A 15,859-nucleotide genomic window follows, 5' to 3' on the forward strand; every position below is an offset into this window, starting at 1 on the left:
ACCGGTGCCTCCGAAGCAGCGCATGGTCGCCTTCGCGATCGGGGTGGGCGACGCGGAGCGGCTGCCGTTCCTCGCAGGGGCGCACAACGGAGCGCGCGGGTTCCACGCGTGGGCGGTCGCGAGCGGCTACGAGTCGCGCCTGGTGATCGACGACGAGGAGCCGGTCACGTTTCCGCGACTCAAGGCCGAGCTGGAAGCGGTCCTCGCGCCCGGCTCGGGGCCGATCCACCGGATGCTGCTCTATTTCGCGGGGCACGGGCTGATCCGGGAGGCGGAGGAGGGGCTGTGGCTCCTCTCGACGTGGTACTCCGAGCTGCGCGCGGTGGCCGTGGAGGTCCTCCGCCGCCGCCTCTACATGCACGGTATCCAGCAGATCGGCATCTTCGCGGACGCGTGCCGGTCGCTGCCCCCGGACGTCGACGCGCTCGACCTCACCGCCGATGCCGTGCTCGGACGCGGTCCGAGGAAACCTGAGGGGACACCCGCGCTCGACAAGTTCATCGCCGCGCAGGACGGCACCGCCACGTTCGCTGTGCCGGGCGCTTCGCCGGACGAGGATCGGTGTCTCTTCTCCGGCGTGCTCCTGGAAGGGCTCTGGGGCACGAAGCCGTCCGCGTTCTCCCAGATCCTCCCGGGCAAGATCACGAGCAGCAGCCTGGGCAAATACCTCGCGACCGAGGTGCCGGTGCTCTCGAAGCGCTACGGCAAGAAGGTCGTGCCAACGGCGGTGCCGGCGTTCCCCGAGGGCGACAATTACTACTTCGGTATCGGGCCCACGCTGTCGCCCCCGGAGTTCCCGCCCTGGCCTCCTGCCCACGAGCTCCGGGGCGTGCCGCAACAGGTGCTCATGCTCGAGAGCCTGGAGTCGGCGAGGGATCTGTCGGTGGAGGCGAAATTGTCGGTGGAGGAGCGGCTGGATCGCCTGCACGCTCCAACCCATTTCGAGACCCGCGCCGGCTTCGCGGTCGAGCGGGTCGAGGTGGCGGCCCTCTGGACCCCGCCCGACACGTTCGCGGAGGTGCAGCACGACGAGGCGCGCTGGTGGCGCGTCGGAGAGCGCAACGGCTTCGTGCTGAGCAAGCCGGTGCCCGTGCTCGTCGAGCTCGCAAACGGCACCTGCGTCGCCACGACGGCGCTCCCCGACTTCATCGGCTCCATCCTGTGCGACGACTGCGGCTCATCCGCCCTCGTGTACCGCACGGTCTGGAGCGATCGATCCGCGAGCAAGGCGGCCGTCGAGGCGCTCGGGCGCATGGAGCGCGGCGGGCTGCGGTCCAGCGACGTTCTGGACGAGGCCGTCGACCTCAGGCAGGAAAAGCACGTCGATCCCGTCCTCGGGGCCGTGAGCGCGTATCTCTACGACGCCATCGGGGACCTCGACAACATTCGTCGAATGGCGTGGGCCTATCACGAGAATCACCAGGCGATCCCCTACGACGTCGCCCTCCTCGCGCAGCTCGAGGCGCGCGTCGGCAGGGGCGGCCTGCTCCGCGTGGACATCCCCGCGGTGCCCGCGCGCGAGCCTCGGACGGAGAAGGAGGCGAGGTTCTTCTGGACGCATCGGGCCACACCGCCGGCGCGCGCCGTGGTGGCAGGCTTCTGGCCGCTGCTGCGCCAGGGGTGGGCCTTCCTCGACGATCCCGTGCTCGCGAGGCCGGAGCTGCTCGAGCTGACCTCGCACCTCACGCGGGCCCGGTTCTCGACGCTGGACCGCGAAGGCGCGACGCGGCTCTCCAGGTTGTTCAGGTTGCAGCGGCACGCGCGCTGAGCGGCGCCCGAGATCCCGAGAGGATACGGCCCCGGAGCCCTGCCACGATGACGTGCGTGGCGACGAGGCGTTCGCGATCCGCCGCGCCAACCCGCTCGGCGAGCCGTCTCCCGAAGGAGGAGATCGGTGAGGCGCGCGTCAGCCCGCGCTCTTCGGCGCCTCCGGGGGATGGACGCGGGTCCACGTCTCGCCGTCGAAGCGCGCGATGTCCGTGGGGCCGACGCACCAGAGGACGCCGCCGGCCTGCTCGATCGTGTGAATGTAGCGCAGCTCCTGCTCGAGGCCGGTGCGCACCCGCAGGGCGCGCCGGCGCTCGAGGTCGTAGCGGAAGAGACCGAAGTTCGACCCGAGATAGAGGGTCTCCTGGTACATGGCGACGGCGTGGAAGAGGTGCGGGCTCCGCTCCCTCGACACGCTCCGGAAGCCGTCGCGGCGATTGCCGACGAGCAGCGCCCCCTCGTGCCCGCACACCCAGATGCGCTGCGCGCTCTCGACGTGAACCGCGTTGAGCCCGCCGACCGGCGGCACCTCGAGGCGGCGCCACCGCGGGCCGCCCAGGTGATAGAGGCTCCCTTCGAGCCCGCGCGGGCCGAGCTGCTGGGCGGCCAGGTAGATGTCGTCCTCCGCCGTCCCCTGCAGGTCGATGGGCCTCACGAGGTCCTGGAAGTCCACGCCGGGCGCCTGGAGGAGGCCCGCGTCCGCGTGCGCCCAGCGGCCGGGACCGAGCCTCCGGTACACCTGCCCCGCGCTCCCGCAGGCGAACAGGCGGTCGCCGACGCGGCGCAGCGCCGTGAGGAAACCGTATCCCTTGGACGTCGGCCGGCGGAGCCCGGCCTCCGGGATCTGCTCGATCACCGCGCCCCGCGCGGACCGGAGCTCGACCTCGCCGTCCAGGGAGAGCGCGCACAGCGCGAGATCTTCGCCGTGCGCGGCATGCTTCTCCAGCCCGACCGTGAAGAAGCCGACGTCGTGCGCCGTCCACGGCGGGGCGCCGCCCTCGTCGTACAGGAAGAGCCTCGTATGCGGGGTATAATCCCCCGGCGCGGCGAAGGTCGCCGAGAGATGGACGCTGGAGGCGCTCAGGGCGAGCGCGCCCGTGATCGTCATCGGGGTGTCGCCGGGGTCATCCGGCGTCGCTCGGGGATCCGCGCCGATCGGGGTCATCTGATCTTCACTCGCTGGCTGGTGTCGATCCCCTGGAATGCCCTGCGCACCTCGCGGATGATCTGGGCAGTACACTCCGGCTTGTACGCGATCGTGACGCGCAGCGACGATCCGATCACGTCGGAGAGCGGGAGGGTGCCGTCGGTCGACTCGCCGGCGGCGACCTTGTTGCTCAGGATTCTGTTCAGGTCCGCGTGGATGGCGTTGTGCAGCGTGCCCTTGACGAAGGCGTTTCCGGGGATGCAGATGGCGGCGCCGTCGTCCTCGGAGAGGATCCGGTACGCGGCGCCGTTGCGCGTGCCCGATCGCACGAACTCGTCGGGGACGATGTGGTGCGACTGGGAGCCCTCGCCCGGCAGCAGCTTGCAGACCTTCTTGAGATCGCCGTGCCGCCCCACGAGGCACGGGGGGCGCCGGACCTGGACGTTGCTGTCGAGCCTCGGGGCCGCGCGGAGGTCGAGGCCCATGTCCAGGCCGAGGAAGGGTGTGCGCATCGGCCGGTGAGACGGATCGGTGAGCGCGTCCTCGGTGAGGGCATGGGTCCGCGAGATGCCGACGAGGCCGATGGCGCCGTAGAGCAAGCCCCACACCCCCGCGCCGGCGGTCGCTCCGCCGGCCGCCGGGCCGAGGGTGGACAAGGCGCCCGGCGCCTTCTTGGCGGCCTCCTCCGCCGCCTTCCTGGTGGCCTCCGCCGCGAGCTGCCTGGCGAGCTCCTCGTCGAGCAGCGCCACCTGCGTCAGCTCTCGCTGGGTCGTGTAGACGCGCCCGAGCGCGTTGGCGGGCGGGTTGCCGTCGCCGGGCGTCTCGCCTCGAACCGAGGCGTCGATCTGCGCGCTGGGAGGGAGGGCCACCGCGTCAGGCCTTCACGTTCATCCAGCAGCGATCGCCCCTGCGCACGATGCGCCGGCCGTCGGCGCGGACGTTCTTCGACGCCTCGTGCGCCCACACCTTGCCCTGGTTCACGCCCGATTTGACGCCGCCGCCGGTGCCGGGCTCGTCGCCCTGGACGCTCGGCGCCAGGCTGTGATCGTAGACGTAGGTGGGTTTGCCGTTGAGGTTCACGTGCTCGATGCACTTCATGCTGCCGTCGAAGCTGGCGTAAAGCATGTACGGGACCGGCACCATCGCGCCGCCCACCGGCGTCAAGCACACGTCCGGGGCGACGGTCACCGCGTAGAAGCTGCTGTCCTTTCGAGCTCCGATGGGCATGTCCTCTCTCCGTGCCTCGATTAAGCCGCACCCGTCTGCTGCATGTACCCGAGCGCCAGGAGGCTCACGCCCTCGACCGCGGGCGACGCCGGGATGCGCGCGCGCCATACGAGCGACAGGCGCATCTGCTCGAGGTCGACGATGACCGTGTCGATGGGCACGGCGGCGAAGCTCACCGCGTCGCCCTTGCCGCTGAGCCGGACGACCACGGCGGCCTCCGGCACGTGGAAGCGGCAGGCCGTGCCCGCGGCCTCGGGCGCCGCGCCCGGCGCGCTCGGCGGCAGCAGGTTCCACAGCTCCGCGAGCTCGCCGCCGAGCAGGTAGTCGCACTGCATGTCGGGGTGCGCGCCGTTCCAGTAAGCCATGTCGAAGTCGGGCGGCATGTACGGCCAGCGCTCGGCGAGCCAGCGATCGTCGAAGGTGCCGGCCAGCTTCAGCCGCGGCTGCCACGGCTTGGCGATGACGCCGACCCCGCGCGGCGACAGCTCCGGCGCCTCGCCGGCGCGCACCTCGCCCGCCACCATCCGCGCGAAGATCTCCGCGGTGATCCCGGCGCCGGGCGCCTCGATCCGCGGGGCCGGCCAGCGCTTCACCTCGGCCGCGTCGGCATACCAGCCCTCGAGGAAGCCGACGCCGAACGGATTGTGCGCGCAGGTCGCGTGCGCCACCGGGGCCGCGTCCGCCTCCGGGTGCGCCCGGCGCGCCTCCTCGCTCAGCCGGTGCGCGCCGTCGAGCCGCTTCGCGGCCTCGTCCTCGGCGTACACCTTGAGCTGGCCGCCGAAGGCGTGCTCGTAGCGCAGCGGCAGGGCCACGAAGGGCTCCGGATCCGTCAGCGCCCATCCATCGTCCGTGCGCTCGAACGCCCGCGCCCCGTGGACGGCCAGGCGGTGATCCAGCAGCGTGCCGGCCTCCGCGAGGTTGGGGATCGCGGCCAGGCGCCGGATCCGGACGCGCACGTCCACGCGCGCCACGGCCTCGCCGGCCGGCGCGTGCGCAGCGCCGATCACGATGACGTCGCACCTCGGCTTGCTCTGCGCGAGATCGCTCTCGACCTTGACGCTGCTGCGGTTGATCTCGCCGTGATAGACGTCCGAGAGCGCGAGCTCACCGTCGCAAATGGCGGCGACGTGGGTGATCCGCGCGCCGTCGCTACCGCCCGCGTCCGGCGCGGCGCGCAGCGCGTAGCTGCCCCGCGCGACGACGACATGCGATTCGTCGCCCCGAGCGTCGACGATGTCGTACTCCAGTGCAGGAAACGGAGTGCGGTTCTCGAGCGCCATCGGGGCGGCGGCAGGATACCCGACCGCTTCGGCGCGGAGCAAGGCCGCTCGGGGGCGGCGCGCGCGACATCCTCGGTATCACGTCGCGCGGCGCCTCGGCCGAACCGCCGCAGCTCCGATTGCAATGCCGCAATGCAGGGGTCCCTCAGGCGACCCACCGCAGCTCTCGATGAAATAGCTCGCCCTCGAGCGAATCCATGCTCAGGCCTGTGTCCGCCGCCGCCTCGGCGCCCGCGATGAAGCTCGCCACCTCCCGGATGACGTGGCTGTCGCGGAGCACGCGCCGGTGGCCCAGCCCCTGCGTCTCGTGGAGGCGCGCTCCCGGCCACGCGCCGGCCAGCGCGAGCCCGTCCTCGAACAGCACCTCCTGGTCCTGCCGATCGTGCACCACGAGCAGCTCTCCGCGCATCCGGGGGGCGAGCAAGCGCCCGTCGAGCTCGCGCAGCGCGATGCCCGTCCGCGCCTCGATGCGCTCCTTCAGGCGGCGCTCGGCGCGCGGATCCAGCCCGAAGAACGACACGAACGCCCCGATGAAGCGGTGCGGGTCGAGCGGCGGCGCGACGAACGCATAGCGATCCGCGCGCACGCCGCTCCGCTGCGCCAGGACCGCCGCCACGCCCCCGAGCGAGTGCGCCACGATCCCCTCGACCGGGCCGGCCTCGCGCGCGACGTGCGCGAGCGCGTCGGCGAGGTCGACCACCGTGGCCTCGGGCGCGGGGTGGTCGCCGTGCCCGGGCGCGTCGAACGCCACGACCCGGAGCCCCGCCGCGAGCAGCCGCGGGACGAAGGCCGACAACTGGCTCCCGCGCCCCTCCCACCCGTGCACCAGCAGCACCGCAGGATCGCCGGACCGCGGCCGAGGCGGGTTGAACGTCCATACCGGGATAAGGCCCGCGCCGCTCGCCACGCGCGACGGCACCGCCGCGGCGAGCGCTTCACGCTCCCACGCCGGCCGCGCGTGGCGGCGGGGCGTCCTGTAGATCCGCTCGGCCCACTGCGCCGCCGCCTCCGAGGACAGGGCCCCTACCGCGCGCAGGCCGGCGCGCACCGCGAAGAGGCGCAGATCAAACGATCGAACGTTCGTACTATTTTTGGCCCCGAGTTTCGCCTTGCTCATGGTACCTCCGATGTCTCGTCAGCGCGTCGCCGCCGCGTCGCCGATCAGCCGCTCGAACGCGGCGCGGGCGCGCTTCTCTGCTTTGGGGTCGCGGAGCAGCCTGTCCAGGATGTGAAAACCGTACGCGATCGAGAACACCTCGAACGCGAGCTGGCGCACGTCGAGGTCCTTCCGGAAGTGCCCCTCCTCGACGGCGATGCGCGCTGCGTGCGCGAGGGTCTCGAGCCAGTCCTTCTGGGAGGCGACGAGCTTGTCGCGGGCCGGCCCGGATTTGTCGTCGAGCTCGACGCTCGCGTGCAGAAACACGCAGCCGCCGGGCATGAACGGCTGCTCGGTCCAGCGCAGCCAGCGCTCGAAGAGCGCCCGGACGCGCGGGAGCCCGCGCGGCTCGCGGAGGGCGGGGCTCACGACCACGTCCACGAAGCGGCTCGTCGCCTCGTCGAGCACGGCGACCTGCATCTCCTCCTTGGAGCCGAAGTGCGCGAACAGGCCGCTCTTCGACATGCCCACCCGCTCGGCGAGCAGCCCGATGCTCAGGCCGTCGAGGCCCACCTCGCTGGCGAGCGACAGCGCCTCCGCCAGGATCGCCCTGCGGGTGTCCTCTCCTTTGGCCACGCGGGGACGATAGTGGCCACGCGGGGACGATAGCACGACCGTTCGCTTCGTCCAGCGTCGTCATCCTGCGCTCTCGCTCAGCCGGAGCGCGGCGCCGGGGCACACGGCGACCGCTTCCCGGACCGCCGCGTGCTCCGCCTCCGGCGGCTCGGCGTCGCGCACGATCACGATCCCGTCCTCCCGCTGATCGAAGACCCTGGGCGCGACCATCACGCATTGGCCCGCGCCGCAGCACTTTTCGACGTCCGCGATCACCCTGAGCTTCGAACCGGTTTCCATGTGTCCCTCCGCTCCCGTCTCACGTCGCCTGGGCCATCGTCACCAGCGAACCAGGAGCCTCTCGATCCCGCCGACGAGCAGGCCCTCGCGGCGCGGCAGATCTTGGGGCAGGGCCGCGAGATCGAGCGAGGGCAAGCGGCGCAGGAGCACGCTCAGCACGGTTTGCAGCTCGGTCCGCGCGAGCGCCTGGCCCACGCACGAATGGCCGCCGGCGCCGAACGCGATGTGCGGGTTCGGCGCGCGGTTCAGCACCATCTCGTCGGCCCGCTCGAAGGCCTTCTCGTCCCGGTTCGCCGCGGCCATGTTGCAGATGATCGTCGTGCCGCTCGGCACCTTCGTGCCCGACAGCTCGATGTCCTCGGTGATGAAGCGCGGCAGCCCAAAGCCCGCGTTGGCGTCGAAGCGGAGCGCCTCTTCCACCGCGGTGCGGACGAGGGAGGGCTCGGCCAGGAGCCGCTCCCAGCGCTTCCTGTCCGAGAGCAGCATGGCGACCATCTTGGCGATCATGTTCGAGGTGGTCTCGTGCCCGGCCACCAGGACGCCTTGCGCCGTGAGCAGGAGGACCTTTTCGCTGATCTGCTCTCCCTGGTCGGCGGCCCGGATCAGATCGCTGAGCAGGTCGTCCCCGGGCTGCGCGCGCTTCTTCGCGATATGGCCCATCAGGTACTCGGTGAACTCCGCCTGTGCCCTGTCGACCTCCTCCTGCGTGAACTGCGTCAGGGTGAGCATGGCGTTCGACCAGGTGGCGAGCTTGTCGCGCTCATCCACGGAGATGCCGAGGATCTCGGCGATCACCCAGACGGGCAAGGGGAAGGCGAGCTCGCTCACGAGGTCGGCGGGCGCGCCTTTGGCGACCATCTCGTCGATGAGCTGATTCGCCATCGCCTCGATGCTCTGCTGCATCGCGGAGATTCGCTTGACGGTGAACCAACGGCTGATGAAGCGCCGCCATTTCTCGTGCTGCTCGCCGGTCGAGATCTCGGCCGCGGCCTCGCTCTCGAAGGCGCTGCCCCCCTCGTTGGCCGTGATCCTCGCCGCGCCCTCCTGGCTCAGGTTGCGGGTGAACCGCGGATCCGAGAGCACGTGGCGCACGTCGTCATACCGCGTGACCAGCACCGCCTTGTCCCCGCTCGGCAGCCGGACATGGGCGACCGGACACCCCTTCCGGAGCTTCGCCCACTCCTCGGGCGGCTCCACGGCGTTCGGGGCGCGGAACGGATACTCCAGGACCTGATCGCTGCTGTCAGTGCTCATCGAGACCTCCCGCCACGGGTCTAAGGCGGGCGACTTATGAAGTCAAATGACTTAAACACTCTTTTGCCTTCAGGAAACGGCGCAGGCGGGCGGGCGCCGCATCTCTCAATGTGATTCAAAATACAACACTTGGGCTCAGAGCGCCATGAACGCTCGCGCGCCCTCACCCCGCGACGATGTGAGCTGGTTTCGACCGCCCTGCCCGGCCGGCCCGCCGTCGGCGGGCACCGCCCCGCCCTACCGCCCCGCCCCGTTCGCGGGCAGCGCCGCCGGCCGCGGGTGCGCGACGAGCGGCTCCTCGCCCGGGATGCGCAGGGGGCTCGGCAGGTACGGATCCAGCTCGCCCGGCTCGAAGCGGCACAGGCCGATGACGTGCCAGAAGGAGCCGCCGATGTCGCCGCCGAGCTTGTAACGGCCGTCAGGGCTGAACGCCGCCCAGCCCTCGGGACAGGGCAGCAAGATCGCGAGACACCCGCCCGTGCCCACGTCCCAGAGGCGCAGGGTGCCGTCGGCGGACGCCGACGCGAGGAGCGCGCCGTCGGGGCTGAAGGCGATCCCCTGCACCGACGCCTTGTGGCCCTCCAGGGTGCGCAGGACGCGGCCCCGCTTCACGTCCCAGAGCCGCACCGTCTTGTCCGACGACCCCGACGCGAGCATCTGGCTGGCCGGGTTGAACGCCACCCCGCGCACCCCGCGCGTGTGCCCCTCCAAGCAGCCCAGGGCACGGCCGCTCCCCACGTCCCAGAGCCGCACCGTCCGGTCGTCCGACCCCGACGCGAGCAGGACCCCATCCGGGCTGAACGCCACCCCGCGGATGCCGTCGGTGTGCCCCTCGAACGCGCGGATCGCCCGGCTCCGGCCCACCTCCCACAGGCGCAGCGTCCGGTCGTCCGACCCCGACGCCAGCGTCAGCCCCGCCGGGCTCCACGCGACGCTGCACACCCGGTGCGCGTGGCCCTCCAGCGTGCGGACCGCGCCGCCGCTCACGACGTCCCAGAGCCGCACCGTCCGGTCGTCCGACCCCGACGCGAGCATCTCGCCATCCGGGCTGAACGCCACGCTGCGGATCGCCTGCGCGTGCCCCTCGAACGAGCGCAGGAGCCGGCCCCGGGCGACCTCCCAGAGCCGCACCGTCTTGTCGTCCGACCCCGACGCCAGCGTCGCCCCATCCGGGCCGAACGCCACGCTGCGCACCCCGAGCGTGTGCCCCTTGAACGTGCGGATCGCCCGGCCGCTCCCGATCTCCCAGAGCCGCACCGTCTTGTCGTCCGACCCCGACGCCAGCGCCTGACCATCGGGGCTGCACGCCACCCCGAGCACCCAGTCGGCGTGGCCCTCGAACCTGCGCAACGCATGACCCCGGGCGACCTCCCAGAGCCGCACCGTCTTGTCGCGCGAGCCCGACGCCAGCGTCTGGCCGCTCGGGCCGAACGCCACGCTGCACACCCCCTTCGTGTGGCCCTCGAGCCTGCGGATCGCCCGGCCGGTCCCGACCTCCCAGAGCCGCACCGTCCGGTCCAGCGACCCCGACGCCAGCGTGCGGCCGTCGGCGCTCCAGGCGACCCCGAACACCCAGTCGGTGTGGCCCACGAACGTGCGCAGCGCGCGGCCGCCCCCCGCGTCCCACAGCCGCGCCGTCCGATCCGACGACCCCGACGCGAGCGCCTGGCCGTCCGGGCTCCACGCCACGGCGAGGATCCAGTCGGTGTGCCCCTCGAACGTGCGCAGCGCGTGGCCGCTCCGGACCCGCCACAGGCGCACCGTCTTGTCCGACGAGCCCGACGCGAGCGTCTGTCCATCCGGGCTGAACGCCACGCTGCGCACCCCGAGCGTGTGCCCCTTGAACGTGCGCAGCACGCGGCCCGTCCCGGTCTCCCAGAGGCGCACGGTCTTGTCCGACGAGCCCGACGCGAGCGTCTGTCCATCCGGGCTGAACGCCACGCTGCGCACCCCGAGCGTGTGCCCCTCGAACGCGCGCACCGCTCGGCCGGTCCGGACCTCCCAGAGGCGCACCGTGTTGTCCGACGCGCCCGACGCGAGCAAGAGCCCATCCGGGCTGAACGCCACGCTCATCGCCGCGCCGAGGTGCCCGTGCATCGCCCGGATCGCCTGCCCGGTCACCGCGTCCCAGAGCCGCACCGAGCCGTCCTCGTGGCCCGCCGCCAGGAGATCGCCGAGCCGGCTCCACGCCACCGCGTTGCACGGCGAGACCGGCGCCCACATCGGATCGGCCTCGCGCGGCCGGGGCAGCGCCGCGCCGTCCGCCGACAGCGGCGCGGCAGGCACCCCCCGCGCGCCGACGAGCTTCGCGCCGCGCAGCTGCGCGCCCGTGAGATCCGCGCCCCGCAGATCCGCGCCGACCAGCCGCGCGAACGAGAGATCCGCGCCCCGCAGATCCGCGCCGGCGAGGTCGGCGCCGGTGAGATCCGCCCGCGAGAGCTGCGCCGCGCCGAGCGACGCGCCGGCGAGCCGGGCCTCGACGAGCGTGGCGCTCCAGAGGTTCGCCTGCGTGAGATCGGCCTTCCGCAGGTCGGCGCAGGCGAGGTTGCACCCGCTCAGGTCCTGCCCCGCCAGGTTGACGCCGGCCACGTCGAGGTCGTCGTCCTGGTCCCGGTCGTCCTTGGCCAGCCAGCGCGCGACGCGCAGCGCGTTGTCCTTGGCGTTCCCCTCGGCCGCCCCGCGGAGGATCCGCTGCGCCCACGCCGCCGCCGCCCCGCGCCCCGCGAGGGACACGAAGAAGTCGACCATGAGCTCGCTCATCTCGTCGGCCCCGAGCGCCGCGCTGTCGCCCGCCTCCTTCACCTCGCGCGCCGCCGCCTCGGCCACCAGCCACTCCAGCGCCGACCGGTGCACGAACGAGAACGACCCCTCCGCGTCCCGCACGAGCAGCGAGCCCGAGCCGAGCAGGTGCTCGACGATCCCCCGCTCGAGCGGCGGCGCGTCGGCCGGCTGCGCGCCCCGGATCAGGCTCTCCGGCAGCTCGCCGAGCCCGACCGACCGCGCGCTCCGCTCCCAGAGCAGCCGCGCCAGCGCCGTCATCGCGGCCCGCAGCGCCTCGCGCGGGATGCCCCGCGGCGCGCCCGGCGGGTTCGCGCGCGCGTGCTCGTGATCGAGCCACTGCTCGACGAGCACCTCGTACAGCTTCGCCGCCGTGATCGTCCCGGTCCGCGCCTTCGCCTGCCGCAGCTTGTCCGGCTCGATCTTCGCGATGAACCCCAGCATGCGCGGGTTCTCGGACAGCCCGAGCAGGTCCTTGACCTCGTGGAGCAGCCGGTAGCGCGCCTCCGCCTCGGCGGGCTCGGGGCTCAGGTTGCCCAGGAACCGCCGGATCTGCTTCTCCCCGAACCCCTGGAGCTGCACCAGGCGGTAGCCCTGCAGCTGCTCGGCCCGCCGGGCGAGCTCCCGCTTGATCGGCGGATCGGTGAGGAAATGCTGCGTCCGGCTGGTCACGACGACCTTGGCGATCCCCTCCGCCGCCTGGACCACGGTGTCGAAGTGCTCGAGCGCGCGGTCGTAGGTGAGCCGCAGCGCGAGCTCGTCGAAGCCGTCGAAGAGGAGCGCGATCCGCCCCTCGGCCAGCATGTACCGGAAGGCCCGCAGGTCGACCGGCTCGTTCGCGAGGGCGAAGTGCTGCGCGAGGAGCGAGTCGAGCGAGCGCTGCTTCTCGATGCGGCCGAGCTCGATGAGCACCGGCACGAGCGGGTGCCGGTCCCGCGCCATCCGCCGGGCGAGCTCGCGCAGGAGGAACGTCTTGCCGGCGCCGAAGTCGCCGAGCACCAGCGCGAAGCGGCGGTGGGGCGCGTCGAGCAGCTTCCAGAGCGCCTCGAGCGCGCTCTCGGTCGCGCTCTTCTCGCGATCGCCGAGGCTCACCACCGCCGGCTGCTCGACGTAGAGCCACGGCGGGTACGACGGGTCGGCCTCGACGCGCTCGGTCTGCCACGCGAGGTAGCGGCCGAAGTCGATGAGCCCCTGGACCTCGGAGAAGCTCTTCAGCACGACGCCGCGGCGCGCCGCGCTCCGGGCGAGATCGGGCGGCGCCGGCGGGTCGGTGTGGACCAGCGTGGAGCGCAGGTACGGGTCCTGCTGCCGGAAGCGGTGCTCCACCTCGGTGACGTACCGCGTGACGAGCTCCTCGGTGATCGACCGGTCGAGGACGCCGATCACGCGGACGTCGACGCGCCGGCCGTCCGGCACCGCCACCTCGAGCGCGCCCGCGAACGGCGGCGGCGCGCGGTGCCTGGCCACGGTCGCGCCGGGATCGCGCAGGAGCGCCACGCGCTCGACGCGGTCGAGGAAGCTGTCGCGCCGGTCGTCGAACACGCGCTCCCGCTCGCCCTGGGGGCGCTCGCCGTCCTCGGCCGGCTCGCGCAGGTCCGGCGCGGAGGCGCGCTCGAGCCGCGGCTCGGGCGCGAGGTGCTGCTGCAGGAAGGCGAGCAGCGCGGCCGCCGAGGCGCGGCAGGCGAAGGCGCGCAGGCCGTCGTCGCCGTCGCGATCGGCGGGGTCGGCCACCGCCCGCATCAGGATCGAGCGCCGCTGGAAGCGCGCCGCGAGGTCGCCGAGGGCCGCGCCCCCGGCCAGGAGGCCGAGCGTGCCCGGCACGACCCGCTGGAGCCGGTCCCAGATGTCCGGGTCGTCGAGCGCCGCCGAGAAGCTGGCGATCGCGCCGACGTGCACGCGGAGGGGCGGATCGGGCGGCAGCGCGTCGGGGTAGAGCAGCCGCTCCTCGAGCACCTTCTCGCGCCCCGCCTCGGTGAGGGCGAGGGCGCCGCCCTTCATCGAGACGAGGCCGTCCTCGAGGGCCTCCTTGAGCCGCGCGGTCCACCCCGGGCAGGCGCGCCGCCGGTCCGGGTGCGCCACGGGCGTCGGCCCGCCCTCGGTCTCGTGCGCGTACAGCGCGTGCAGGAGCCAGCGCCGCGCGGCCGCCCTGGAGGGCGGGCGCGCGCGGGAGAGCGCGGAGAGGTCGAGCTCGCGCGCGAGGTAGGCGGCGTCCATCTTCCACGCGGCCTGGAGGTTGAAGGTGCAGAGGTCGTGGAAGAGCTCCGCCTCGCCGCCCGGCGGCGCGGCCCGCTTGCCGTGATCGAAGCTGTAGAGCTGGTCGGCGACGATCACGTCGCCCGGCGACACCTTCCTCGGATCGCCGGCGCAGGCGCCGCACATCGCGAGGCAGGCCGGGTCGAGCTCGGCGAGCAGGTGCTGCCCGCGGATGGCGGCGGTGCGCTGCCCCGCCTCGCCGATCCACGCGGCGGCCACGACGAGCAGGCCGCCGCGCGCGCTCGGGAGCGTGCGCCGGTAGTAGCGGAGGCCGCCGAGGTCCCGGAGCTCGCGCCACCCCCGGTCGCCGGCGTCGCCGTCGCCGGCCGCGCCCTCGGCGAGGACCGCGTCGAGCTCGTCCTTCTGCGCCGTGACGACGAGCACGTCCACGGGCCCGACGTCCCGCTCGGCGCGCGGGCTCCCGCCCGAGGCCGCGTCCTTCCGCGGGCCTTCGGCGTAGAGGGCCTTGGCCTCCGAGATGCGCTCGCGGCCCTTCTGGGCGTCGTGCCGGCCGGTCGCCGCGAGCGCCTGCGCGGCCACGGCGGACGCCTCGAGGGCGCGGTCGCCGAGCCGCTCGGCGATGGCGCGCGCCTCGGCGAGCGGCGCCTCGGCCTCGGCGGCGCGGCCGGTGCGCGCGGCGATCCCGAAGGCGCCGATCAGGGCGCGGGCCTCGGCCTCGCGGTCCTCGACCTGGCGCGAGAGCGCGAGCGCCTCGCGGTAGCTCGCCTCGGCGGCCGCGAGGTCGCCGCCGTCCTCGAGCAGGCCGGCCATCTCGAGCTGGGCGCGCAGGCGCAGGGGCGGCGCGGCGCCGGGGCGCGCGAGCAGGGCGCCGAGGGTGGCCGCCGCGGCGACGGCGTGGCCGCGGCGCCGCTCTGCGGTGGCCTGGCGGAGGAGCAGCTCCGCCGGCGGGTCGGTCGCGCCTTGCGGCGCGGCGCGCAGCGAGCAGGCGGCGGCGCCCGGGCGGTGGGCGGCGATCTCCAGGGCGCGCGGCTCGGGGGCGCCGGGCGAGGGCTCGTCGGCGAGGCGGATCTCGGGGGTGCGGATGGCCCAGAAGTCGGGCGCCTCCTCGCGGCAGAGGGCGAGGAAGGCCGGCGGGCCGCACCACAAGAGGGGGCAGCCGAGGCGGCTCGACAGCGTGTCGTGCCGCTGGTGCTGGTTGAGGAGCCGGAGGCCCTCGCGCGCGGCCGCCGGCGGGAGGTCGGAGCCGACGAGGACGACGACGCCGCGCGGCTCGGGCTCTGCCTTGTAGAGGGCGGAGACGAGGTCCTTCCAGGTGGCCTCGTCGCGGCGCGGCTCGATGACGAGCGCGCGGCGCCCCTCGCGGGTGAGGAAGTCGCCGAGGGCGCGGGCCACGTCCGGGCCGGGCATCTCGACGGGGAGCAGGACGAAGCCGGGGGTGCGCTGGAGGACGCGGAGCACCGCGCGGAAGCTGCCGAGGAACGGGGCCATCGAGGCCGGGAGCGGCGGGGTGGAGGCGCTCATGAGGCCGCGACGAGGCGCTCGGCCGGCGCGGGCGCGCGGCCGTGGGGGGACGGGGTGGTCACGGAGCTCCTCGAAGGGACCGTCGTCGCCGAGATCAACAAGATTGCCTTCCCCCCCGCGATGCCGGGCAGGGCTGCGCTGCGCCGCGCCGTGCCTCTCCCCAGGCCACCCCAGGCATGGTGCGGCCAAAGCGTGGGGCCCTGCAATAGGCTGGAGAGGGCGCCGGCGTGGGTGCGGCGAGCGCGCGCGGCAGCCGGCGTGGGCAGGCCGGCTGGGTGGTGGGTGCCCTGGCACGCCTTCGCTGTGCCCTGGCACGCACGTCGCCGTGCCAGGCACGCCTTCATAGCGCCATACCGAGGCCGCTGAGCCGCTGTCCCGCAGGACAGCGCGTCGCCGCAGCCTGCGCCGCAGTCCTCTGCCGCATCGAGCACTGCAGACGTCCCGGCGCTTCTTCCGCCATCGCGAGCCCCAGCCCTGCGGGCGCGAGGATGGCAGGCTCGCTGCCTGAGCGGCGGTCGATAACATCGGTGGAATCAGCAGAGCCACGCCCGCCGTCCGCGATGGGAAGCTGCGGGTCTTTCACCGCTCCTTTGGCCGCGCCTCACACCTCGCCACGCCCGGCAGCGTCACAGCCCAGCCCGCCTCCGAGAGCTTCGGCGC

The 15,859-nt window shown here is 73.5% G+C and carries 10 protein-coding genes; 1 reads left to right on the top strand and 9 read right to left on the bottom strand.

Features of this window, described 5'->3' with window-relative positions; genetic code table 11:
* The first annotated feature begins 4 nt into the window (after positions 1 to 4).
* The gene (locus tag NQZ70_RS31295; RefSeq protein ID WP_129577493.1) at positions 5 to 1,768 is read left to right on the top strand and encodes a hypothetical protein; all 1,764 of its coding nucleotides are present in this window, start codon (positions 5 to 7) and stop codon (positions 1,766 to 1,768) included.
* Positions 1,769 to 1,906: 138 nt separating this feature from the next.
* Here the strand turns inward: NQZ70_RS31295 and NQZ70_RS31300 are convergent, their stop codons facing one another.
* The 9 genes from NQZ70_RS31300 to NQZ70_RS31340 all read right to left on the bottom strand — a co-directional run bounded on the left by NQZ70_RS31300 (position 1,907) and on the right by NQZ70_RS31340 (position 15,199).
* Positions 1,907 to 2,932, bottom strand: coding sequence for a hypothetical protein (locus NQZ70_RS31300; RefSeq protein ID WP_129577494.1), 1,026 nt, complete (start codon positions 2,930 to 2,932; stop codon positions 1,907 to 1,909).
* Positions 2,929 to 3,783, bottom strand: coding sequence for a hypothetical protein (locus NQZ70_RS31305; RefSeq protein ID WP_129577495.1), 855 nt, complete (start codon positions 3,781 to 3,783; stop codon positions 2,929 to 2,931). The genes NQZ70_RS31300 and NQZ70_RS31305 overlap by 4 nt, the downstream gene beginning before the upstream one ends.
* 4 nt (positions 3,784 to 3,787) lie before the next feature.
* Positions 3,788 to 4,141, bottom strand: a complete 354-nt coding sequence (locus tag NQZ70_RS31310) for a DUF4150 domain-containing protein (RefSeq protein ID WP_165374265.1) — start codon at positions 4,139 to 4,141, stop codon at positions 3,788 to 3,790.
* Between the two features lie 20 nt (positions 4,142 to 4,161).
* A complete protein-coding gene (locus tag NQZ70_RS31315; RefSeq protein ID WP_129577497.1) occupies positions 4,162 to 5,421 on the bottom strand; it encodes a DUF2169 domain-containing protein in 1,260 nt (419 codons plus the stop codon).
* 145 nt (positions 5,422 to 5,566) lie between these two features.
* On the bottom strand, positions 5,567 to 6,538 hold the full coding sequence (locus NQZ70_RS31320) for an alpha/beta hydrolase (RefSeq protein ID WP_129577498.1): 972 nt from the start codon (positions 6,536 to 6,538) through the stop codon (positions 5,567 to 5,569).
* An 18-nt stretch (positions 6,539 to 6,556) separates the two neighbouring features.
* Positions 6,557 to 7,153, bottom strand: a complete 597-nt coding sequence (locus NQZ70_RS31325) for a TetR/AcrR family transcriptional regulator (RefSeq protein ID WP_129577499.1) — start codon at positions 7,151 to 7,153, stop codon at positions 6,557 to 6,559.
* Between the two features lie 60 nt (positions 7,154 to 7,213).
* The gene (locus NQZ70_RS31330; protein ID WP_129577500.1) at positions 7,214 to 7,432 is read right to left on the bottom strand and encodes a ferredoxin; all 219 of its coding nucleotides are present in this window, start codon (positions 7,430 to 7,432) and stop codon (positions 7,214 to 7,216) included.
* 39 nt (positions 7,433 to 7,471) lie between these two features.
* On the bottom strand, positions 7,472 to 8,686 hold the full coding sequence (locus NQZ70_RS31335) for a cytochrome P450 (RefSeq protein WP_129577501.1): 1,215 nt from the start codon (positions 8,684 to 8,686) through the stop codon (positions 7,472 to 7,474).
* A 237-nt stretch (positions 8,687 to 8,923) separates the two neighbouring features.
* Positions 8,924 to 15,199 carry a pentapeptide repeat-containing protein gene (locus NQZ70_RS31340; RefSeq protein WP_129577502.1) on the bottom strand — a complete coding sequence of 2,092 codons (6,276 nt, stop codon included), beginning with the start codon at positions 15,197 to 15,199 and terminating at the stop codon, positions 8,924 to 8,926.
* Positions 15,200 to 15,859: the final 660 nt, after the last annotated feature.

Origin of the sequence: Sorangium sp. So ce836, from assembly GCF_028553905.1 — a bacterium.
In the GTDB taxonomy this organism is placed as follows: Bacteria; Myxococcota_A; Polyangia; order Polyangiales; family Polyangiaceae; genus Sorangium; species Sorangium cellulosum_D.